The sequence below is a fragment of the Maritalea porphyrae genome, from assembly GCF_027213965.1.
In the GTDB taxonomy this organism is placed as follows: domain Bacteria; phylum Pseudomonadota; class Alphaproteobacteria; order Rhizobiales; family Devosiaceae; genus Maritalea; species Maritalea porphyrae_A.
Window position 1 is genome coordinate 280,439 of record NZ_JAPWGX010000003.1, and the last position, 20,284, is coordinate 300,722.

Here is a 20,284-nt window from a genome sequence, read left to right on the forward strand (position 1 = left end):
ATGATTCTTGCGGTTTTTGGGGCGATTGATCATGCCCACCGTGAGACAAAATAGGGGCAAAAAAATGTCCATGACGCCGCTGGCCGAAGATAGCTATCCCCAACCTGCAGCACAAGCGCGCTTGGGTGGCGGGGGCGTGTGGCGTGTCATTTTTCTCTCTGCGTTATTCGTTGGCCTGGCCATAGCCTATTCTGTCTATGGCGACCAAATCCCATCCGACATGTTATTGTTGGTTTTGGGCGTTTTGGCTGTGATTGGTGTTTTTTGTCTGTTTGGGCTTGCTGCTGGCTTGTTCAAAATTGCGCAAACGGACGATGGTCCCGCGCTGCAAAACGCCATAGTTGACAGTCTGGATTATGGCGCTGTGGTTGCAGACAGAGAAGGACGCATTGTGTATGCGAACGCGGCCTACGGTGATTTGATTTCGGGGCTGAACCGCAAATCGCTCGTAAGTGTGCCGCGGCTTTTTGCTAGCGCTGCGGAAGCAAGCGAAGCGATCTACCGACTTTCACGCGCAGCCCACGATGGCCGCCGCGCGATAGAAGATATTCGATTGACCGAGGGGCCGGGGCTCAAGAGCGGTACCAACGATACAATTTGGTATCGCGTTTCTGTGAAAGCCTTGCCAGAAATAGACGGCGATTCTGGTAAAAAGCTGGTGCTATGGTCGGTTGAAGACATTTCGCGGGACCGTGAGCGGCAAGAGAACATTTTCTTAGAGTTGCAAAAAGCAATTGACTATCTCGACCATGCGCCTGCTGGCTTCTTTTCCACCGATGGACGGGGAAAAATTCAATATCTCAACGCCACGCTTGCCAATTGGCTTGGTTATGATTTGGCTGAGTTTGATGCAGGTTCTTTGCGATTGTCTGAAATTGTTCGTGGTGAAGGTTCCGGCCTGCTACTGGGCGGGAGCAACGACGGACAAATTAAGACCGAAGTCATTGATATCGATTTGGTGAAACGGGATGGCACAAACTTTCCTGTGCGTTTGCTGCACCGTGCAGCACGGCTTGCTGAAGGTGATTTGGGCGAAACGCGAACTTTGGTGCTAGATCGTGCGCCGGGCATTGATGCGTCTGAAGAGTTGCGTAACGCTGAAGTGCGGTTTAGCCGTTTCTTCAACGACACCCCATTTGCGATTGCAGCACTTGATGCAACGGGCAATATTGTGCGGACGAATGCACCGTTTATGCGGACGTTTGGCAATGAGCATGGCGAAAAGGCAACTGAAGGGCTGCCATTGACCGAACTCGTTGCGCCGGAGGCAAAATCTAGATTTGTGGCGGCTATTGATGCAGCGAAATCTAATCAATCGACCATTGAACCTGTGGATACAGTTCTTGCAGCAAATGAAGAGCGCAGCGTGCGCCTTTATGTGTCCGGTATTGCTGATGGGGGCAGTATTGACGAGCGGGTTATTGTTTATGCGCTTGATACGACCGAGCAACGGGTGTTGGAGCAGCAGTTTGCGCAAAGTCAGAAAATGCAAGCTGTTGGCCAATTGGCTGGTGGCATTGCGCACGATTTAAACAATATATTGACGGCTATTATTGGGTTCTCTGACCTGTTGTTGCTGAATTTGCGGCCGAATGACCCTTCATTTAAAGACACAATGGAAATCAAGCAAAACGCTAACCGGGCTGCGGGCTTGGTGCGGCAATTGCTGGCATTTTCGCGTCGTCAGACGCTGCGGTTGGAAGTATTAGAAGTTTCGCTGCTGGTTGATGATCTAACGGTACTGTTTAAGCGCTTAATTGGCGACAGTATCACCCTAACGGTGGATCATGCTGCAGACATTTGGCCTGTGCGTGCTGACCATATTCAGCTTGAACAGGTTGTAATCAACCTGGTGGTAAATGCGCGAGATGCAATGCCGGATGGGGGCAGTGTAAAAATTCGCACAAGCAATGTTGAGGAAGCGGTTGCGGCAACATTTAATTATCGTGGCATGCCACCCGCGGATTATGTGCTGATTGAAGTTCAAGACTCAGGAACCGGGATTCCTCAAGAGGTGCTTGAAAAGATTTTTGAACCGTTCTTTACAACCAAAGATATTGGCAAGGGCACAGGGCTCGGCCTTTCAACTGTCTATGGGATCGTAAAGCAAACCGGCGGGTTCATTTATGCCGATACAGAAATCGGCGTTGGCACAACATTCAAAATCTTCTTGCCACGCTATGCTCCCAAAGAAGACAAGTTGAAGCTGTCGCAAGATAAGCCTTTACCTGAGGTCGCGCCCAAAGTGCGTGATTTGACAGGCAAAGAGCGCATATTGATTGTTGAAGATGAGGACAGCGTGCGGGCTTTCGCGTCGCGGGCACTGGCATCTGCAGGTTATGTTGTGCATGAAGCTGACAGTGGGGTGGAAGCGCTTGAAGTGCTCGAAGAAATAGATGGTGAAATTGAGCTGCTTATTTCTGACGTGGTAATGCCCGAAATGGACGGACCAACGCTGTTGACGCATATGCGTGAACGTTACCCAGACATAAAGGTCATATTTGTGTCCGGTTATGCAGAGGAAAACATTCGCAAAGGACTGGAAGACGACAGTTCTGTGGAATTCTTGGCAAAACCCTTCTCATTGAAGCAATTGGCACAAAAAGTTAAAACCGTTTTGGCAGGCGCTGAATAGCACCTGCTAATTTTTCGCCTAACCAGTAGTGCGACGCATAAGCGCTTCAATCGGTCCGCGCTTGAAATTTTTTCGCCACAAGTAGGTGAACAAAATTGACGCTGCGACGAACTCAATTGCGGCCCAGAGTGCAATTGTTGTGGAGGTTTTTTCGACTAGGCCCAGCGCTTCGACAATACCCATGCCTATTAATATATGTGCAAAATACAAGGTGAGCGTTTGCTGGCCGGTGTGACAAAGCGTCTTGAGCAAATCGCTTTGATAGGCTTTTTCGGGGACGAGTAAGCAAGCTCCGATTACACACAGAGCGGTGCTTGCTCCGTTTAGCATATAAAGTGGCCCTGGCGGAATGGGGGATGTGGCAAAAACTGTTGCTGTATCTTGGCCCAAAATGGGAACCATAGCACCGACCAACACTTCGCTCAGCATCGGGATCACGACCATGCCGGAGATCCCGACAACGACAATACGTTGTGCGTTTTGCTTGTTGGCCAAATCCAATTTGGCCAAAAATATGCCAAAACTGAAGAATGCCAGCCACGGAATAACGGGGTGCCATCCATTGAAGAACAGATTTCGGAAAAACCCAGCATATGTCCAAAATCCATCGTAGTTGAGGGTGCTCCAGTCCCAACCGGCATCATAATCCAACACCAACATTAGCGCGGGAAAAGCAAAAACAATGAAAAGCGTTATTGCGAGCAACCATCGCTTACTTAGAGATAGTAACCACATTCCAATGACGAAATAGACCGCATAATAGTGGATGATGTCGGCTTCAAAAATGGACATGTTGATGAGCCCAATGACCATCAAAAATGCCGCTCGCTTGAGCATGGTTGTGTAAAAGGATTTGGTGGTTGTGCGTTGATAGGCGAGGGTGACGCCGACACCAGCCAAAACAACAAATGTTGCGGCAGCCTTGCCCTCCAAAAAGACGAGTGCACTATTCAGGAAGTCGTGTGCTGTGTCCTCGCCGGAGAACATCACAACCTGAAAATTGACAACAACCATGCCGAAAAATGCAAAGAACCGCGCGAGGTCTAGTCCACTTAGTCGTTGGGGAGCCATGGGAGAATGTCCATAAATTAGTCGAACAATCGTTCTAATATACGCCTGATTCTACCGTGTTCAAGTGAATAGGCGCACTATTCTTGTCGTGGCTTGAAATGAATCTGTGGATGCATAATCAGGCCGGAATGTGAATTGTGAGAACAAAGCTAGAATAAAACAAATTTTATTGTTTAGTTGCAGTGGTTTATATCTATTGACATTGTAGTGAAAACATGAGAACAAATACGGTACAAATTAAATAAATAGATTTGCCCGATGGTTGCATGACGGCGCTGGTTTTGGAATAAGGAGAAGGTAATGGCTAATTCTCAACTTCGCGTAGTCGAGGGGGGTTCTATGGATAAGAACAAAGCACTCGAGGCGGCACTGTCGCAAATCGAGAGAAACTTCGGCAAAGGTTCAATCATGAAGCTGGGTGAAAACACAGCGGTTGAAGTTGAGTCTGTGCCAACGGGTTCCCTGGGCCTAGATATCGCCTTAGGGATTGGTGGTTTACCACGGGGCCGAATTGTTGAAGTCTTTGGTCCTGAGAGTTCTGGTAAGACTACTTTGGCGCTACATGCAATTGCTGAAGCGCAAAAAGCGGGGGGCATTTGTGCCTTTGTTGATGCAGAGCACGCGCTTGATCCAATTTATGCGCGCAAACTTGGCGTCAATATTGATGATTTACTGATTTCTCAGCCAGATACCGGCGAACAGGCACTAGAGATTACGGACACTTTGGTTCGTTCTGGCGCAATTGATTTGTTGGTTGTTGATTCCGTCGCAGCGTTGACACCAAAGGCCGAACTTGAAGGCGAGATGGGAGATTCACTTCCCGGTTTGCAAGCACGTTTGATGAGCCAGGCTATGCGTAAACTCACTGGCTCTATTTCGCGTTCGAAAACAATGGTGCTGTTTATCAACCAAATCAGACACAAGATTGGTGTGATGTTTGGTTCACCTGAAACCACAACGGGTGGTAACGCTCTTAAATTCTATGCTTCAGTTCGTTTGGACATTCGTCGGATTGGCGCGATTAAAGAGCGCGATGAAGTTGTTGGCAACCAAACACGGGTAAAGGTGGTCAAAAATAAGTTGGCTCCACCGTTCCGTCAGGTCGAATTTGATATTATGTATGGCGAAGGTATTTCCAAAACCGGTGAATTGCTTGACTTGGGTGTTAAGGCTGGAATTGTCGAGAAATCGGGTTCTTGGTTCTCTTACAACAGCGAACGCTTAGGGCAGGGCCGTGAGAATTCCCGTCAATTCCTGAAAGACAATCCGCATCTGGCCTACGAAATTGAGGCGGGAGTGCGCGAAAGTGCTGGCTTAAACACTGACAATATGGTTGAGCCAGCGGCAATCACCGAACTTGATCCAACTCTGATTGAAGCTGACAAAGAATAAGCTGTCGAGAATGTGAATTTACCCAACGTCAGATGGGTGAAAACGTTCTTAACCTAGATACACCTCACAAAAAGGCGCGGGCGAAAGTCGGCGCTTTTTTTATGGGAAAATTGACTTGGCTCACACTCACCTAGACAGGGGGCATTGCAGAGGTTAAAAACAGCAAAAATGTCAATTGCTCCAATTGTTTTGGGGCCTTCAACAAACCGGCAGGCTTTATGAGTAGCGTCAACCAAATCCGCTCCAAGTTTATCGACTATTTCAACAAGAATGGTCACGAAGTTGTAGCGTCTGGTCCCTTGGTCCCGCAGAATGATCCAACCTTGATGTTCACCAATTCAGGTATGGTTCCTTTTAAAAACGTGTTCACAGGTCTTGAAAAGCGTGCGTACACACGCGCCACATCCGCGCAAAAGTGTGTGCGTGCAGGTGGCAAGCACAATGATTTGGACAACGTAGGGTTCACCGCACGTCACCATACATTCTTTGAAATGATGGGGAATTTTTCCTTTGGCGACTACTTCAAGGAAAATGCCATTGAGTTGGCGTGGAACCTGATCACAAAAGAATATCAGCTGCCAGTGGAAAAACTGTTGGTGACGGTCTATGCGGATGACGATGAGGCATTTGATCTTTGGAAGAAGATCGCTGGATTGTCTGAGGACAAGATCATACGCATTGCGACTTCAGACAATTTTTGGTCAATGGGTGACACTGGGCCTTGCGGGCCGTCTTCTGAAATCTTTTACGACCATGGCGACCACATTTGGGGTGGGCGTCCCGGCACACCAGAAGAAGACGGCGACCGTTTTATCGAGATTTGGAACTTGGTGTTCATGCAATATGAACAGCATGCAAATGGCGAGCGTACGAATTTGCCGAACCCTTCCATCGACACGGGGATGGGGTTGGAGCGTTTTGCAGCTTTGATGCAAGGCACTCACGACAATTACAAAACCAACATGTTCAAAACGCTGATTGGCGACATTGCCAATGCAACGAATACAGATATTGCCGATAAAGGTGATCAGAGCCGGCGGGTGATCGCTGACCATTTGCGGTCCATGTCGTTTTTGATTGCCGAAGGTGTGTTGCCCTCAAATGAGGGGCGAGGCTACGTTTTGCGTCGTATTATGCGCCGTGCTATGCGCCACGCGACATTGCTCGGTGCGGATAAACCGGTCATCCACTCGGTTGTACCCACATTGGTGCGCGAGATGGGGCAGGCTTATCCCGAACTGGTGCATGGTGAACAAATGATCGCAGAGACTGTTCGGTTAGAGGAAGAGCGTTTTCTTAAAACACTCAGCCGCGGGCTTTCCATTCTAGAAGAAGAAAGCGCCGCATTGGGGGAAGGTGATGTATTGGAAGGCCGCACAGCTTTCAAGCTCTATGATACCTATGGTTTCCCGCTCGATCTCACGCAGGACGCGCTGCGCCAACGTGGCGTAGAAGTGGACCAGGCCGGGTTTGACGCCGCTATGGCCGCTCAGAAAGCTGAGGCTCGGGCGAACTGGAGTGGTTCTGGTGATGCCGCAAATGAGGCTGTTTGGTTTGGGATTGCCGACAAAGCGGGTGCAACTGAGTTCTTAGGTTATGAACATGAGCGGGCTGAAGGTGTGGTAACCGCGATTGTGAAAGACGGCGAAGAGGTTCTTGAACTGAGTGCTGGTGAGCAAGGGCAGATTGTCCTTAACCAGACACCATTTTATGCAGAAAGTGGCGGGCAGGTGGGTGATCACGGCACCGCACTGGGTGAAGGTGTTAGTGTTCAGATAACCAATGTAACCAAGCATGTGGGTAAGGTTTTTGCTCACGCGGCAACTGTAACCGCTGGTGTGGTGAAGGTGAGGCAACCTCTAGACATGCGTGTTGACAGTGCTCGGCGCGCTTCAATACGTGCCAATCACTCCGCTACACACCTATTGCATGAGGCACTTCGTGAAACCTTGGGTGCGCATGTGGCGCAAAAGGGATCTTTGGTCTCTCCGGATCGTTTGAGATTTGATTTTTCTCACACAAAAGCGGTGAGCGACGAAGAGATTGCCAACATTGAGCGGTTGGCCAACGCCATAATTGTTCAAAACTCAGTCGTAGAAACCCGCTTGATGGGGGTCGATGAGGCCAAAGAAGCTGGTGCAATGGCGCTATTTGGTGAAAAGTACGGTGACGAGGTGCGCGTCGTTTCTATGGGTAAAGCGCTTGAAGGCGAGAAAGCCGGCAAGACTTACTCAATGGAGCTTTGCGGCGGAACACACGTGCGCAATACTGGTGAAATAGGGTTGGTTAAAGTTGTGGCCGAAAGTGCGGTTGCGTCCGGTGTGCGTCGGCTTGAAGCTCTTACGGCACAAGGTGCGCGCGCTTACCTTGATGAGCAGGACAAAACCGTCAAGAGCATTGCAGATCGTTTGAAAGTTGCGCCACGTGATGCACTCGTGCGTGTTGATGCATTGATTGAGGAACGCAAGTCTCTTGAAAAGCAATTGAGCGAAGCCCGTCAGAAATTGGCAATGGGTGGGGGCGCGACCGGTGATAACGGTCCTGAAGAAATTGCGGGAATATCCTTCGTTGGTCGCGTTGCAGAGGGTATTCCAACACGTGAGTTGCGGGGCCTTGTGGATCAAGGCAAAGCACAGATAAAATCTGGGATCGTGGCAATTGCGGGCGTCTCTGAAGATGGGAAAGCTGGTATTGCTGTTGGTGTTACTGATGATCTGAAAGAGAAATACAGCGCTGTAGAGTTTGTTCGGTTAGGCGTAGAGGCGGTTGGCGGCAAAGGTGGCGGTGGTCGTCCAGACATGGCGCAAGGTGGCGGCCCTGACGGTAGCAAAGCCAGTGCAGCAATCGATGCAATCCGAGCGGCGATCGTAGGCTAGCTTTTCAAATTCAAGTGTGGACCGATCAATTCGATACGATTAGTCCACACGTATCCATCAAATCTGTTGGGTATTAGGTTTGTATGTTCGATGGTGTCTATGCCAGTCGACCCCGGGTCATCGAGCGACATTGGACCAAGCAAAATGATTTGCGCCCCGGCATTCCGCATACGTTGTTGGAAACGGTTTGGCCAACCCCACAGGGCCCATGCAAAGTTTGCGGGGACTGCCACAAAGTGGTTTTGACATGATTGCGGTACTATGCCAGTCCAACCATAGGCCATATATTGAATAAGGCACTGTTTGGTTTGTGGCTTTGTGTATCCCAAAATGGTGGGTGTTTGTTCCAGCACATAGTTGGTGGGTGCCGATCCACCATAGACACCAAAGACTTGTTTTTGCACGTGCGGAAACTCAACTAGAAGTTTGGAAAACGCTTTTCCCTCTTCCACATTATTGCTCTTGAAATTGATCAGAAACTGTTGTTCCGGAAACTCGGCTAGAAATGCTGATAGTTCAGGCATTCCGCCAACATATTTTCCCCTAAGCGGAAATGTCTTGCCTTTATCTGCTGTGTAGCCAAAACCAATGTCCAGCTTTTTCAATTCTGTGAGCGACTTTTGTCGCGTAACGCCAGTTCCATCGGTTCGACAATCAACATTCCAGTCATGGAAAACCACGAACTTACCATCGGTCGTAGGATGAATGTCGATTTCCACCACATGCGCACCCGCAGCAAAAGCTGCCGCCGCTGATTGGGGCGTGTTCTCTATCAAATCATGTGTCGGCGGGAATATGCGTGTTGCTGTGCACGTGTCATTTTTGAGCCCTTCGCGATCAAATGTTTGATGTACGCCGCGATGGCTTAGTAGTTTTACCTTCTCGCTTTTTGGTGCTGGCGCCAACAGTGAACTGTTCCATGCCCAAAAAACAGTGAGAAAAGACAAAGCAATTACGTAGCGTTTTTTCATGATGACACAGACCCGAGCAATCGTAGTTTTTGCCAACGTAAACGAGAATTGCGGTTGAAATTTGTATCAGGCCAATTCTTAGTGCTTTTCAGAAGTGTTTTCTATTACGCGCACCGATGCTCCATGTTTGGCGTTGATAGTGACTTCGTGGAATTGAGTGGCATTGAGTATCACATTCGCGCCAGAAGTCGCCTCGAGACGAATGAGTGTGGGGAGTTGAACAATCACCCGCGCTTTGTTCTTCCAATCGTTTTTCCAAAAGAACAAATCGTTGATTAAGCCTGTTTTGGCGCGACTAATACTCAGTACTCTCCCTGCGGTTGCAAATTCAATGGCCTCTGCAAATTTTTGCTCTTGGGCATAGGTAGTAACTGTTGGTGTTTTATCGTGTCTAACCGCGAGTGATACGCCAAATTCCACTCGATTTCAGAGATTTGGCTTATGTCGATATCACATTCTTGGCGAAATGGGAGCGGCAGGTCGATATGTGCACCGGGCTTCATATTTTGTGCTTTACCAGAGTTACTGAGCCACCAAATGTCTTCTCGATTTTGGTGGTGTTTGGCTTACCAACAATTTCGATCGATCCACCGGATGAGGCTTCAGCGTTAACCGATTCTGATAGATTTGTTTGCATGCTGCCACCGCTGCTCGCCTCAATATCGCCTTCTACACAGGCGAAATTTGCAGCAGAAATACTCGCGCCGGAGGATACTTCTGCTTTAAGGATTGAACATGAACCTTCGATTTCAAGGGAAGCGCCACTGCTGGTATCGAGCGCTAAGCGGTTTACAATAATCCCGTTGGCAACGACAGATGCGCCTGAGGAAGCTTCTAAAGCCAGTCGGTCAAGTTCAAATTCGCCAATCTGAATGTCTACACCGGAGGAAGCCTCCACTTCACTCAGTTCTGGCATGTGGATATTGATTTGAACCCCATTCGCCCAGTTCTGCGCCCATGACAGTAGGCCTGTTACCCCCCAGTCTTCTCTGCGTTTCACGATTAGGCTGTCACCCTTTTGGACAATAGTAATCTTGTCAAAATAGTCGGACTTGTTTGCAATGACTTCAACTCGGTGGGTCTCGTTGTGTTGAATTGAAACATTTAGGCCATCCTGTGCTTCGATCCTGTCAAAGCCTGAGAATTCATAAAGTCTAGAAGAGTCTGCATGCGCAGTTGACAGACTGGTGATGAAGATTGGGATGGCGATAAGTGCAATACGAGACATCAGTTTATGCTCCAATTGAAAAGTATGGGTGAGATATGGGTACGATGGCGCGTAAAAGAAGGGGTGTGGCCAATTTGTTGGTCGCGTTCGCACTTGACTTGTGCGCGTGGCAAATTATCGCGCCGGGGTCGCAACATGTTCTTTAGGGTTTTTGCGGATAATGAGCGACTTGAAAGGTTCTTTGTCAATGAAACGCACAAGATTGCAGCAACTTCGACGCAGGTGGTTTGAAATATTGGAGCCCGCAGCGGGCGGAGATTGGGCATCGCTTATTAGCGATGTTGTTTTAGTGACATTGATTTTTTTGAACGCCTTGGCATTTGTATTGGGCACCGTTGATGAAATTGTGCAGCAATTCGGCCCACAGCTCGATTTCATTCTATATGCCTCAGTTGTTGTGTTTTCGGCGGAATATGCCATGCGTGTTTGGGTATGTGTAGAGCACCCATTGCGACGTGATGGACACCCTCTGTGGTCTCGACTTCGCTACATGGTGACCCCGTTGGCGCTTGTGGATTTGATCGCTATCTTGCCATTCTATTTCGGACCAGGAAGCGGTATCGATTTGCGGATACTGCGTGTCCTAAGCATGTTGCGGTTTTTGCGGATCGCGCGATACTCATCGGCATTTCAGTTGTTCGGTCGAGTTTTATACCGCGAAAGCCGATCGCTACTTGGTGTGCTACTCATTTTGACAGCGCTTTTGTTGATTGCAGCATCGGGCATGTATGCCATTGAAGGGAATGTGCAGCCAGAGGCATTTGGTGACATTCCTTCTGCAATGTGGTGGGCGATGGCGACGTTGACGACCATTGGTTATGGCGATGTTATTCCTGCAACTGCCCTTGGAAAATGGTTCGCCGGCTTGATTATGATTTTTGGTGTTGGGATATTCGCATTACCCATCGGCATTCTCTCCAACGGTTTTGCGATGGAGGTCAATCAGCGCAATTTCGTGGTCACTTGGAACATGATTTCAAAAGTAGGCTTGTTTTCCAAACTCGATGCCAGCGAGATTGCTGAGATTATGGATTTGCTTAAGTCGCGTCATTTGCCAAAAGGCACGACAATTGTGCGCGCGGGTGATGTGACTGATGCAATGTATTTTGTGGTGACGGGCGAGGTGGTTGTGAAAACAGGTGGTCAAACGCTGCGTTTGGGGGCAGGGGAACACTTTGGCGAAACGGCCCTTTTGGCGCAGGACCTGAATATGCTTTCGGCAAAGACCGCCACAGCGTGCGATTTGTTAGAGTTGGACGCGCATGATTTCAATTACTTGTTGACACAAAACACCCATTTACAGGCTGACTTTAAAGCGATTGCAGACGAGCGATTAAAGACCAAATAGCATTGTGATCATTCAACTTCTCTGTGTTCTTTCAAAATGTATGGCGTGTTTTTCTTCCCGGTATTTGAGTCAGATGTATGCTGGCGATACAATTGGAAATGTGCGGGGAAAAGATCTCCCTGGACCGCGGACGCCGTGAAAATGTGACGGGTGTTTTCTGGTGTACGGGCAAACCAATCCGGATTGTCGAATGTGCCCCCAAATACCCCGACAACTTCTGGAAACCGTGCAAAGGTCTGGAACAGTTTGGTGCCGCAGTTGCCACAAAAGTTAATCCACAATGCTTGATCACTCATGTCCGAGATATGCTCGTATACGGTTGTAGCGCCTTCAGTAACGGAGACACTTTCTTTCATAAAGATAGGTTCTAAAAGGTAGGCGGAACCCGTGGACCTTTGACACATTTTGCAGTGGCAGATTGTGGTGTGGATCGGCTCACTTGTGACGCTGTATACAATTCCGCCACACAAGCAACGCCCATTTTGGCTAAGATTTGACATTTTTGAATCCTGAGCATTTGTCCCCAATATTGCACAAAAAAACCGCCCACACTAGCGTGTGAGCGGTTGTCTTTTTGCCTTACAAAGCGGAGTGGCGCTATGCCATCGCTTTTTGCAAGTTCTTGTCGATTGCTTCAAGGAAGCCAATTGTTGAAAGCCATTCCTGGTCTGGCCCAACAAGTAGAGCCAAGTCTTTGGTCATGCCGCCGCTTTCAATTGTGTTGATCACAGTCTCTTCAAGCGTTGAAGCGAACTTTGCCAACTCGGCATTGTCATCCAGCTTCGCACGGTGGGCCAAGCCACGTGTCCAAGCAAAGATTGAAGCCGTTGAATTCGTTGAAGTTGCTTCACCTTTTTGGTGCTGACGGTAGTGACGTGTCACTGTGCCGTGTGCAGCTTCTGATTCAACAGTTTTTCCGTCTGGTGACATCAATACTGACGTCATTAGACCCAAAGAACCAAAGCCCTGTGCAACAATGTCAGACTGTACGTCGCCATCATAGTTTTTACAGGCCCAAACATAACCACCAGACCATTTAAGGGCTGAAGCAACCATGTCGTCGATCAAGCGGTGTTCGTACCAGATTTTCTTTTCAGCATATGCATCAGCAAATTCAGCGTCAAAAACTTCTTGGAACAGGTCTTTGAAGCGGCCATCATAGGCTTTCAAGATTGTGTTCTTTGTTGAAAGGTAACAAGGTACGCCACGGTTCAACGCGTAGTTCATTGATGCGCGTGCGAAGTCTTTAATTGAGTCGTCCAAGTTATACATCGCCATTGCAACGCCTGAACTTGGTGCGTCAAACACTTCATGTTCAATTTCGGCCCCATCTTCGCCAACAAACTTGATTGTAAGCTTGCCTTTGCCTGGGAATTTGAAATCTGTTGCGCGGTATTGATCACCAAAAGCGTGACGGCCGACGATGATTGGCTGGGTCCAGCCTGGAACCAAACGTGGAACGTTGCGGCAAATGATTGGTTCGCGGAAGATAACGCCACCAAGAATGTTGCGGATTGTGCCGTTTGGTGAGCGGTACATGCGCTTCAAACCAAACTCTTCAACGCGGTCTTCGTCTGGCGTAATTGTTGCGCATTTTACGCCAACGCCGTGTTTCTTGATCGCATTCGCCGCATCTACTGTGATCTGATCGTCTGTAGCGTCACGTGCTTCAATGCCAAGATCGTAATAGTGTAGATCCACATCGAGATAAGGGTGGATGAGTTTGTCTTTAATGAACTGCCAGATGATCCGTGTCATCTCATCGCCGTCGAGTTCGACGATTGGGTTCGCTACCTTGATTTTGCTCATGGGATACTCCGCATAGCTTGGTTGAATGGGGAGGCCTGTTTGTGGGCGACAGGCATTCGAGTTGCCCTATAGCACTGTAATTAAGAAACGCAAAGTGCTGGGGTCAATTTGCTGCCATTGGCTTGTGCAGAAACAATAAGTCTTGACATTGTGTAGATACACAGTAGTTTTCACACATGGAGTCAGAGATCGAAAAATGTCTGTTGCGTAACACGCGTGCCGCCGCCCGGGTGATGACGCGTCGCTTTGCCGAACACATGCGTGAGTTTAATGTTTCCACGGAGCAATTCTCTTTGCTCGCGTCACTCGTTGGGACCGATCACAACTCCGTATCTGCTTTGGCAGAGTTTCTGGCGATTGAGCGAACAACCCTGACCAGAAACCTAGCGCTGCTGGAAAAAAAGCAATTGGTAAAACTTGTTCCTGCGCGGAAGGGGAATGCCCGCACCGTTGAGCTTACCCCGGCTGGGCGACAACTTATGGTGGATATGACGCCTGCATGGCGGCAAGCGCAGAGCATGGCGTTCAAACAAGTTTCAAAAGATGAAGTTGACCAGGCGCTAGATGTTTTGCGCCGCATCACAGCGGAACTAACCCGAAGCGAGAAGTTTTGAACAAAGGTGTGGGGCTCAGTCTTGGCTTTATTGCTGTGTATATACACGTTAATTGAAATGAATCCCTCGCAATTGAGAGATAAATGAGACGGAAAGAACCTGATGATGTTGAATTCAAAGAACGATCCGATTGTTGTTACAGGAATGGGGGCGGTCAGCCCGCTTGGTGTTGGTGTAGACGTGAATTGGCGGCGGTTGCTTGCGGGCAAAAGTGGTATTGTGCGGCATGATCGGTTCGATACATCTGAGTTCGGTGCAAAGATTGCTGGAATTGTGCCAGCAAAATCTGACGATGAGTTTGGCTTTGCAGCAGAGGATCACATCTCTCCAAAAGATATCAAGAAGATGGATTTGTTCATCCAGTACGGGGTTGCAGCCGCAAACGAGGCGCTGGCACAAGCGGGCTGGGCACCTGAGACGGACGAAGACAAAGTGCGAAGCGCCACAATTATTGGGACTGGCGTAGGCGGTTTTCCGGCTATGACTGCTGCGACACGCACCATTGACGCACGTGGTCCCCGTCGATTGTCACCATTTGTGGTGCCCTCGTTTTTGGCCAATTTGGCGGCAGGACATATCTCCATATTGCATCAACTTAAGGGGCCAGTTGGGGCGCCAGTGACAGCTTGTGCTGCGTCTGCACAAGCAATTGGTGATGGTATGCGCATAATACTGAGTGGTGAGGCAGATGTTGCGATTTGTGGTGGAGCAGAGGCCTGTGTTGACCCTGTTTCGATTGGTGGGTTTGGCGCAGCAAGAGCGCTGGCGATAGATTTTAACGACACACCCGCAGCGGCGTCGCGCCCTTTCGACAAGAATCATGCAGGCTTTGTTTTGTCTGAGGGGGCCGCGGTGTTGGTATTGGAGCGGTTAAGCCATGCCCAAAAGCGCGGTGCAACACCGTTGGCGATAATTTCGGGCTATGGCACGTCGGGGGATGCTTTTCACTTAACCGCCTCTGCGCCTGACGGCGAAGGAGGACAACGTGCCATGAAGCAAGCACTGCGCATGGCGCAGTTGGAGCCAAAAGACATTAGCTATATTAACGCCCATAGCACCTCGACCCCCGTTGGGGATTCTGCGGAAATTGCCGGCATTTCTGCAGTATTTGAAAGTAGAGGTAAAGACTTGCCCGTTACCTCTACAAAGTCTTCAGTTGGACACTTGCTTGGCGCTGCAGGTGCAATTGAGGCCATCTATTCAATCTTGGCAATGCGCAATAAGATAGTGCCGGCGGGATTGAATATCGAAGACCCTACGCCAGAAGCGGATAAATATGAACTTGCACCCAACGCGTCCAAGGAGTGGGATATCAAGCATGTCCTGTCCAACGGTTTTGGGTTCGGCGGTGTGAATGCAAGTTTAATATTCAGCGAAATCTGATTGCTTATTTTGCCGGCAATGCCCCAACAAATTCAGTGGCTAGGGCTATCCAGGTTGCTAAGGCTTCGTCATCAACCAACTTGTCAGGGTGAATGTGGATAAAACCCTTCATGGTTTTGCCGGTAAAATCCATTACGCTTGCACCAGGTCGGGAAAGGGCCTCTTCATATAGATCTGGTCCAACACGTGCCATCAGTGTGCCATCTTTGTGCGGCCCAACCAGCATGTTTCCATTAAGCATGAACGCGATGCCGCCAAACATTTTCTTTTCGGTGATGTTGGGATCATCGCCGATGAGTTGGCGAATACGGTCGGCAAGAGCTTCGCGTTCTTCAGTCATTACATAAACTCGTGTTTTTCTATTGTGTCGTCCACAGGGTCCCATTTTGGACGCTGAGAGTAATATAAGATGACTTCAGGCTTGAACCAATCAGACTCGTCGAATGCGCCGACGGAAACACCAATTGCGCCTGGTGCACGGGTATTTTCTGCGAATAGGCGAGAACCACACTCGGGGCAGAAGTGTCTGGTTCTTGTGTTGCCCGCGTCAGAGATTGACTTGTGGGTTTTTGTCGTGCCGGAAATTTTGACATCTTCGCGCCGGAAAAAGGCGTGAACCACGTGGCCTGTGCCGGTTAAGCGGCGGCAGGCTTCGCAATGGCATTGGGCCATGCGGACCGGCTCTGCATCTACTTCAAACGTTACTGCACCGCAGTGACATTGGCCGGTTTTTGTCATTTCAATAAACCTTTCTAACTCTCTTTGTATTTGTGGAACTGTGGCAGTTCCGGATCGATGTGATCCCAAGATAGGTGTGACCGTGAAAAGATGAGTGATCTTGGTTTGTATGTTTCTGCGGCATCGCCCAACATGCTGACAGGGAGTAGTTTGTGACCTGGCACGCGAGAGGTCACGCCAAAAACTGGCGTGCCGCAATTTGGACAGAAGTTCCTTTGTACCGTTGCGCCGCTATCTGCCGTGACGGAAAAAGACTTGGTTTCGCCAGAAATTTGAGTAGTGTCATCACTAAAGAGAGCAAGTGCACTATGTCCGGTGCCACTGGCTTTTTGACAATCCTTGCACGCGCACAACATGGTTGTGCGTGGCTCACCTGAAATTTTGACACTGACCGCGCCACAAGCGCAAAAGGTTTCAACAAAATCGCTCATTTGCTCAGCTTGCCGAGCATTTGCGCCAGATGCAACACTAAATTGAATATTGGATAATTTACGTATGAATTTGCCGTTTGAATTGCCACTTGAGACCGATCGCCTCGTGTTGCGTTTGCCACGTGCGGATGATGTGGACGCTTTGATGGAGTATAGTGCTGATCCAGAAGTCTGCCGATATTTGCCATATGAACCACGAGAACGTGATGAGATTGAAAAAACGATGGAACGTCGGTTGGGGTTCACTGAGTTTACTCCTGAGGGTCACCCGCTATTCCTTCACGTGGAAATAAAAGAAACGGGGGAAATGATTGGCGAGTTTTTGCTTTTTTCCAGAGATGTTGAAGCACGCCAGGGCGAGATTGGCTATGTGCTCAATCCTCGGTTCCAAGGTAAAGGGTATGCGTTGGAAGCTGCAACGGCATTGATGGATATTGCGTTTAAGGTAGGTAATTTGCATCGGATCGAAGCCAAATGCTCTGCGCCAAATCAACCTTCTTATAAGTTGATGGAAAAGCTTGGGATGCGGCGCGAAGCGCACTTTAAAGAACAGGCTTTGTTCAAGGGTGATTGGGATGAACTGCTGATTTATGCAATTTTGCAACGAGAGTGGCGCGAATTGCACCCTTGATCTTTTGCGATGATTGGCCCATTCATCGCCACCAACTGATGGAGCGATGAATGGCAGGTACTGACAGCACTAAGGGACTGGAGCTAAAACCGGGCCCTGCAGTTATTTTATGCGAACCGCAGCTGGGCGAAAACATCGGTACGGCTGCCCGCGCTATGGCAAACTTTGGTTTGTGGGATTTGCGTTTGGTCAACCCCCGTGATGGTTGGCCGAGCGAAAAAGCACGCTCTGCCGCAGCAAAAGCGAACCATGTGATTGATCGCGTTCAGGTTTTTGAGACGGTTGAAGAAGCAATTGCGGATTTGACCCGGTGCTATGCCACAACGGCGCGTTCGCGTGACATGTATAAACCCGTCATTGGGCCTGATGTTGCGGCGGACGAGATGGTTGGGCCGATCAAGAGTGGCGGAAAAGTGGGCATATTGTTTGGTCGGGAGCGTTGGGGGCTGAATAATGACGAGGTAGCACTGTGCGATAAAATCGTCACTTTGCCGGTGGAGCCTGCGTTTGCCTCGCTCAATATTGCACAAGCTGTTCTTGTGCTGGCCTATGAATGGCGTCGAGCATTTAATGGCGCCGGCGATTTGCCGTTTGATGGCCCCGCTGAAGAACCTGCGACCCGTGAAGATTTGGTTGGCTTGATGCTTCACCTCGAAGAAGCGCTGGATCGGGTTAACTTCTTCAAAACACCGGGCAAGCGTCCTTCAATGGTGGCGAATATGCGGGCCATGTTTGCGCGCGCCCAAATGAATATTCAGGAAGTGCGCACTTTTCGTGGTGTTGTGGCAGCGTTGGACCGCCGACACGAAAGGCCAAACCCATTGCGCGATCAATCTAAGTACAAACAAAAAAAGGACGCCGAATAGGCGTCCCTTCATTTCTCTGGTTGAACTCTTCGTTCAGGCGTCAATTAGGCGGCGGCGATATTCGCTCGCAAGGTAAACAAATCCCCCAAGCATAAGCACACCAATACCCATATGCAGCCAATCCGTTTGAGAGATGGCAAAGGTGATCAGTTCCCATGCCGATGTTGCGCCTGGCTGCATGATCCAGACTTCTGGATCAAACTCCATCGTGTCTTCTCCAGACATTTCCAACCGAAACATGATGAACTCTAAGATTTTGCTCTCATATGCAAGGTCGCGGATGTTGATCACACGTTCGAGCAATACCGCTACGGCTGGAATAACAAAGAAGAGGGGGATGCTCCAACGTTTGAACAATGTGCCCAAAAATGCGGCCCAGCCAAAAATTGGGGCGTACCATAGCAAAGAGATCAAGACATAGCAGGCACCTGCAATGGTTATTTGCATGTAGCTATTGATAAATTCAAGGATTGTGGGGGCATTGTAAAAAACAACAATCAAACCAATAACATTTGCAAACAAATAAGCGATGACGCCGGTGATCATCACCCAGAGGCCGATGGCCAATGGGAATATCGTATAGCCAGCGAGTACTTTTGAACCGAGAATTTCCAAATCACTTTTAGGCATAGACTTCCAAAACAGCAGAGAATTGCTCCGCCGATCTGCGTGAAACGCGTCGGAAAAATAGAACAACAGTGCGATGATCATATAGATGCCCCAGAGCAAAAAGGTAGCCATATAAGCCGCTTCGAAGAATTTTACGCTGCCGGGCATGCCTTCCACGTCTGCAGCTATTTCTGGCTGATTCATTAAAATCGCTAGCGATAGCACAACTGTGACCACGAGGGTTATGACGGCGGGAGCGATCAAAAATGCTCCTCTATGTTCAATGAATTCTCGTTTGACGAGCGCGAACCAAGATCTCATATCATTTCTCCTTGGTGGGCCGTGTCGCGTTGCATTAGGGCGACGAATAAATCGGAAACAGATGGGATGCTAACATCACCCAGCGTGCTCAGTTTTTCATGGTCAACACCATCGAAAATCATGATGTTTTGACCAAATTTGCTTTCTTCAAAAATGGGTCGCAGTGCTTTTGCAGCGTCAATGCCATTTGGTGCAACAACCAGTTGCACGAAACGTTCGCCGACCTCTTCCATCGGGCTGTCCAGCACCAGATGGCCGTCGCGGATAAACATCAAATCTGTCAACATAAACTCAATTTCGTCCACTTGGTGAGTGGTGATCAAGAGAGTTCGCTCTTCGTTCATGTAGTCTTCCAGCAAGCGTTTGTAGAAGCGTTTGCGGTAAGTGATGTCCAATCCGAGCGTTGGTTCGTCTAAGACTAGAAGCCGAGCATTGATCGCCATGACGACAGCAAGGTGCAGCTGAGCGACCATACCTTTTGATAGATTTTTAATCTTTGCATCAGCGCGGATGTCTGTTCCGTGAAGAAATCCATTTGCCTTCTCCCTTGAAAAATTTGGGTGAATCTCATCGAGAAGATCGAAGAGCTCGCGAACACGCATGAAGCGGGGCAGGCTGGCAACATCTGAAATGAAGGCAACTTCATTCATAAGTGCGGCTCGCTCTGCATATGGGTCTTTGCCTAGAACGGAAATTTCGCCGTCACAATCGGTCAGCCCTAAAAGCGCGTTCAATGTGGTTGTCTTGCCCGCGCCGTTGTGGCCAATTAGCCCAACAATGCGACCTGGTTGAATTTGGAAATCCAGACCGTGCAGAATTTCCTTTTTGCCAAACCCTTTGCGTATAGCTGTGGCTTTAACGAGGGGAGTTGGGTTGGTCATTATTTGCCCTCTTCTTTCAATAACTCGTTTAGGTTGAGGTCTAGTGCCTCAATTTGGGTGCGAATACGTGGCCATTCTTCGGTTAAGAACTTTTCGCGTTCGTGGTTCAACAAAATTTTGTGCGCGCCTTCCGCAACGAACATGCCAAGCCCTCTTCTTTTTTCTACAACCCCCAATTCAACCAAAGACTGGTATGCTTTGGTGACAGTTAGTGGGTTCACCGACAGGTCTGTTGCGATCTGACGGACAGAAGGAAGGGCTTCGCCCTCATTTGTCGTCTTGTTCAGAATAAGGGCCATAATGCGTGTCCTTATCTGTACAAAAATCGGCTGTGTTTCATTCCATTGGTTCATGTGTCTCACTCATTTAGTGTGCTAGAGTAGTAACACACCAAATCAGGATTGCAACAACAAATTTCAATAGGCGGGCAGTTTTTTGTTTTTGATGTGAGTATTTGCGACAGAAAACTGTCCTTACTTG

20 protein-coding genes are annotated in these 20,284 nt (G+C 49.0%); 8 read left to right on the forward strand and 12 right to left on the reverse strand.

Annotation, left to right across the window (positions count from 1 at the left end):
• Nucleotides 1-70: 70 nt before the first annotated feature.
• Complete coding sequence (gene cckA, locus O4H47_RS10170) at nucleotides 71-2,635, forward strand: cell cycle histidine kinase CckA (RefSeq protein WP_331283683.1); 2,565 nt, start codon at nucleotides 71-73, stop codon at nucleotides 2,633-2,635.
• A gap of 18 nt (nucleotides 2,636-2,653) precedes the next feature.
• Here the strand turns inward: cckA and O4H47_RS10175 are convergent, their stop codons facing one another.
• On the reverse strand, nucleotides 2,654-3,706 hold the full coding sequence (locus tag O4H47_RS10175; RefSeq protein WP_269393874.1) for a DUF418 domain-containing protein: 1,053 nt from the start codon (nucleotides 3,704-3,706) through the stop codon (nucleotides 2,654-2,656).
• A gap of 300 nt (nucleotides 3,707-4,006) precedes the next feature.
• On the opposite strand from O4H47_RS10175, the gene recA reads away from it, so the two are divergent.
• Nucleotides 4,007-5,098, forward strand: a complete 1,092-nt coding sequence (gene recA, locus O4H47_RS10180) for a recombinase RecA (RefSeq protein ID WP_269393875.1) — start codon at nucleotides 4,007-4,009, stop codon at nucleotides 5,096-5,098.
• A 218-nt stretch (nucleotides 5,099-5,316) separates the two neighbouring features.
• A complete protein-coding gene (gene alaS / locus O4H47_RS10185; RefSeq protein ID WP_269393876.1) occupies nucleotides 5,317-7,974 on the forward strand; it encodes an alanine--tRNA ligase in 2,658 nt (885 codons plus the stop codon).
• Here alaS and O4H47_RS10190 read toward each other — a convergent pair.
• From O4H47_RS10190 to O4H47_RS10200, 3 genes are all read right to left on the reverse strand, one after another.
• Nucleotides 7,971-8,945: a glycerophosphodiester phosphodiesterase family protein gene (locus O4H47_RS10190; protein ID WP_269393877.1), complete on the reverse strand. Its 975-nt coding sequence runs from the start codon at nucleotides 8,943-8,945 to the stop codon at nucleotides 7,971-7,973. The two genes, alaS and O4H47_RS10190, sit on opposite strands and share 4 nt — an antisense overlap.
• Nucleotides 8,946-9,023: 78 nt before the next feature.
• A complete protein-coding gene (locus tag O4H47_RS10195) occupies nucleotides 9,024-9,365 on the reverse strand; it encodes a hypothetical protein (RefSeq protein WP_269393878.1) in 342 nt (113 codons plus the stop codon).
• Between the two features lie 79 nt (nucleotides 9,366-9,444).
• Nucleotides 9,445-10,173 carry a GIN domain-containing protein gene (locus tag O4H47_RS10200; protein ID WP_269393879.1) on the reverse strand — a complete coding sequence of 243 codons (729 nt, stop codon included), beginning with the start codon at nucleotides 10,171-10,173 and terminating at the stop codon, nucleotides 9,445-9,447.
• A 160-nt stretch (nucleotides 10,174-10,333) separates the two neighbouring features.
• On the opposite strand from O4H47_RS10200, the gene O4H47_RS10205 reads away from it, so the two are divergent.
• Nucleotides 10,334-11,521 carry a cyclic nucleotide-gated ion channel gene (locus O4H47_RS10205; RefSeq protein ID WP_269393880.1) on the forward strand — a complete coding sequence of 396 codons (1,188 nt, stop codon included), beginning with the start codon at nucleotides 10,334-10,336 and terminating at the stop codon, nucleotides 11,519-11,521.
• An 8-nt stretch (nucleotides 11,522-11,529) separates the two neighbouring features.
• On the opposite strand, the gene O4H47_RS10210 is transcribed toward O4H47_RS10205, so the two are convergent.
• Both O4H47_RS10210 and O4H47_RS10215 read right to left on the reverse strand, forming a co-directional pair.
• Nucleotides 11,530-12,021: a GFA family protein gene (locus O4H47_RS10210; protein ID WP_269393881.1), complete on the reverse strand. Its 492-nt coding sequence runs from the start codon at nucleotides 12,019-12,021 to the stop codon at nucleotides 11,530-11,532.
• A 97-nt stretch (nucleotides 12,022-12,118) separates the two neighbouring features.
• Nucleotides 12,119-13,330, reverse strand: coding sequence for an NADP-dependent isocitrate dehydrogenase (locus O4H47_RS10215; protein ID WP_269393882.1), 1,212 nt, complete (start codon nucleotides 13,328-13,330; stop codon nucleotides 12,119-12,121).
• Between the two features lie 176 nt (nucleotides 13,331-13,506).
• On the opposite strand from O4H47_RS10215, the gene O4H47_RS10220 reads away from it, so the two are divergent.
• Together O4H47_RS10220 and fabF are read left to right on the forward strand one after the other, a co-directional pair.
• The gene (locus tag O4H47_RS10220; RefSeq protein ID WP_269393883.1) at nucleotides 13,507-13,944 is read left to right on the forward strand and encodes a MarR family winged helix-turn-helix transcriptional regulator; all 438 of its coding nucleotides are present in this window, start codon (nucleotides 13,507-13,509) and stop codon (nucleotides 13,942-13,944) included.
• A gap of 105 nt (nucleotides 13,945-14,049) precedes the next feature.
• A complete protein-coding gene (fabF, locus tag O4H47_RS10225; RefSeq protein WP_269394379.1) occupies nucleotides 14,050-15,327 on the forward strand; it encodes a beta-ketoacyl-ACP synthase II in 1,278 nt (425 codons plus the stop codon).
• A 4-nt stretch (nucleotides 15,328-15,331) separates the two neighbouring features.
• On the opposite strand, the gene O4H47_RS10230 is transcribed toward fabF, so the two are convergent.
• From O4H47_RS10230 to O4H47_RS18170, 3 genes are read right to left on the reverse strand one after another with little or no spacing between them, the layout of a single operon-like run.
• On the reverse strand, nucleotides 15,332-15,667 hold the full coding sequence (locus tag O4H47_RS10230) for a TfoX/Sxy family protein (RefSeq protein WP_269393884.1): 336 nt from the start codon (nucleotides 15,665-15,667) through the stop codon (nucleotides 15,332-15,334).
• Nucleotides 15,667-16,065 carry a GFA family protein gene (locus tag O4H47_RS10235; protein WP_269393885.1) on the reverse strand — a complete coding sequence of 133 codons (399 nt, stop codon included), beginning with the start codon at nucleotides 16,063-16,065 and terminating at the stop codon, nucleotides 15,667-15,669. The genes O4H47_RS10230 and O4H47_RS10235 overlap by 1 nt, the downstream gene beginning before the upstream one ends.
• A gap of 14 nt (nucleotides 16,066-16,079) precedes the next feature.
• Nucleotides 16,080-16,496: a GFA family protein gene (locus O4H47_RS18170; RefSeq protein WP_419719613.1), complete on the reverse strand. Its 417-nt coding sequence runs from the start codon at nucleotides 16,494-16,496 to the stop codon at nucleotides 16,080-16,082.
• A 64-nt stretch (nucleotides 16,497-16,560) separates the two neighbouring features.
• On the opposite strand from O4H47_RS18170, the gene O4H47_RS10240 reads away from it, so the two are divergent.
• Nucleotides 16,561-17,127, forward strand: a complete 567-nt coding sequence (locus tag O4H47_RS10240; protein WP_269393886.1) for a GNAT family N-acetyltransferase — start codon at nucleotides 16,561-16,563, stop codon at nucleotides 17,125-17,127.
• 50 nt (nucleotides 17,128-17,177) lie between these two features.
• Nucleotides 17,178-17,993 (forward strand): RNA methyltransferase, encoded by an 816-nt coding sequence (locus tag O4H47_RS10245; RefSeq protein WP_269393887.1) that lies wholly within the window; start codon nucleotides 17,178-17,180, stop codon nucleotides 17,991-17,993.
• Between the two features lie 33 nt (nucleotides 17,994-18,026).
• Here O4H47_RS10245 and O4H47_RS10250 read toward each other — a convergent pair whose 3' ends face one another.
• The 3 genes from O4H47_RS10250 to O4H47_RS10260 are packed head-to-tail and all read right to left on the reverse strand — an operon-like array spanning nucleotide 18,027 to nucleotide 20,157.
• Nucleotides 18,027-18,923 (reverse strand): hypothetical protein, encoded by an 897-nt coding sequence (locus tag O4H47_RS10250; protein ID WP_269393888.1) that lies wholly within the window; start codon nucleotides 18,921-18,923, stop codon nucleotides 18,027-18,029.
• Entirely contained in the window at nucleotides 18,920-19,804 is an 885-nt protein-coding gene (locus O4H47_RS10255; RefSeq protein ID WP_269393889.1) for an ABC transporter ATP-binding protein, read from the reverse strand. Before O4H47_RS10255 ends, O4H47_RS10250 begins: the two co-directional genes overlap by 4 nt.
• Nucleotides 19,804-20,157: a GntR family transcriptional regulator gene (locus tag O4H47_RS10260; protein WP_269393890.1), complete on the reverse strand. Its 354-nt coding sequence runs from the start codon at nucleotides 20,155-20,157 to the stop codon at nucleotides 19,804-19,806. The genes O4H47_RS10255 and O4H47_RS10260 overlap by 1 nt, the downstream gene beginning before the upstream one ends.
• Between the last annotated feature and the right edge of the window lie 127 nt (nucleotides 20,158-20,284).

Bases quoted from the DNA above. Each gene is read 5' to 3' on its own strand.
- O4H47_RS10255 (WP_269393889.1), bottom strand. From the start codon at position 19,804: ATGACCAACCCAACTCCCCTCGTTAAAGCCACAGCTATACGCAAAGGG.
- O4H47_RS10240 (WP_269393886.1), top strand. From the start codon at position 16,561: ATGAATTTGCCGTTTGAATTGCCACTTGAGACCGATCGCCTCGTGTTG.
- O4H47_RS10205 (WP_269393880.1), top strand. From the start codon at position 10,334: ATGAGCGACTTGAAAGGTTCTTTGTCAATGAAACGCACAAGATTGCAG.
- O4H47_RS10190 (WP_269393877.1), bottom strand. From the start codon at position 8,945: ATGAAAAAACGCTACGTAATTGCTTTGTCTTTTCTCACTGTTTTTTGG.
- O4H47_RS10245 (WP_269393887.1), top strand. From the start codon at position 17,178: ATGGCAGGTACTGACAGCACTAAGGGACTGGAGCTAAAACCGGGCCCT.
- O4H47_RS10215 (WP_269393882.1), bottom strand. From the start codon at position 13,330: ATGAGCAAAATCAAGGTAGCGAACCCAATCGTCGAACTCGACGGCGAT.
- O4H47_RS10235 (WP_269393885.1), bottom strand. From the start codon at position 16,065: ATGACAAAAACCGGCCAATGTCACTGCGGTGCAGTAACGTTTGAAGTA.
- O4H47_RS10220 (WP_269393883.1), top strand. From the start codon at position 13,507: ATGGAGTCAGAGATCGAAAAATGTCTGTTGCGTAACACGCGTGCCGCC.
- O4H47_RS10210 (WP_269393881.1), bottom strand. From the start codon at position 12,021: ATGTCAAATCTTAGCCAAAATGGGCGTTGCTTGTGTGGCGGAATTGTA.
- O4H47_RS10230 (WP_269393884.1), bottom strand. From the start codon at position 15,667: ATGACTGAAGAACGCGAAGCTCTTGCCGACCGTATTCGCCAACTCATC.
- O4H47_RS10250 (WP_269393888.1), bottom strand. From the start codon at position 18,923: ATGAGATCTTGGTTCGCGCTCGTCAAACGAGAATTCATTGAACATAGA.
- O4H47_RS18170 (WP_419719613.1), bottom strand. From the start codon at position 16,496: ATGAGCGATTTTGTTGAAACCTTTTGCGCTTGTGGCGCGGTCAGTGTC.
- O4H47_RS10175 (WP_269393874.1), bottom strand. From the start codon at position 3,706: ATGGCTCCCCAACGACTAAGTGGACTAGACCTCGCGCGGTTCTTTGCA.
- O4H47_RS10200 (WP_269393879.1), bottom strand. From the start codon at position 10,173: ATGTCTCGTATTGCACTTATCGCCATCCCAATCTTCATCACCAGTCTG.
- fabF (WP_269394379.1), top strand. From the start codon at position 14,050: ATGTTGAATTCAAAGAACGATCCGATTGTTGTTACAGGAATGGGGGCG.
- alaS (WP_269393876.1), top strand. From the start codon at position 5,317: ATGAGTAGCGTCAACCAAATCCGCTCCAAGTTTATCGACTATTTCAAC.
- O4H47_RS10260 (WP_269393890.1), bottom strand. From the start codon at position 20,157: ATGAACCAATGGAATGAAACACAGCCGATTTTTGTACAGATAAGGACA.
- recA (WP_269393875.1), top strand. From the start codon at position 4,007: ATGGCTAATTCTCAACTTCGCGTAGTCGAGGGGGGTTCTATGGATAAG.
- cckA (WP_331283683.1), top strand. From the start codon at position 71: ATGACGCCGCTGGCCGAAGATAGCTATCCCCAACCTGCAGCACAAGCG.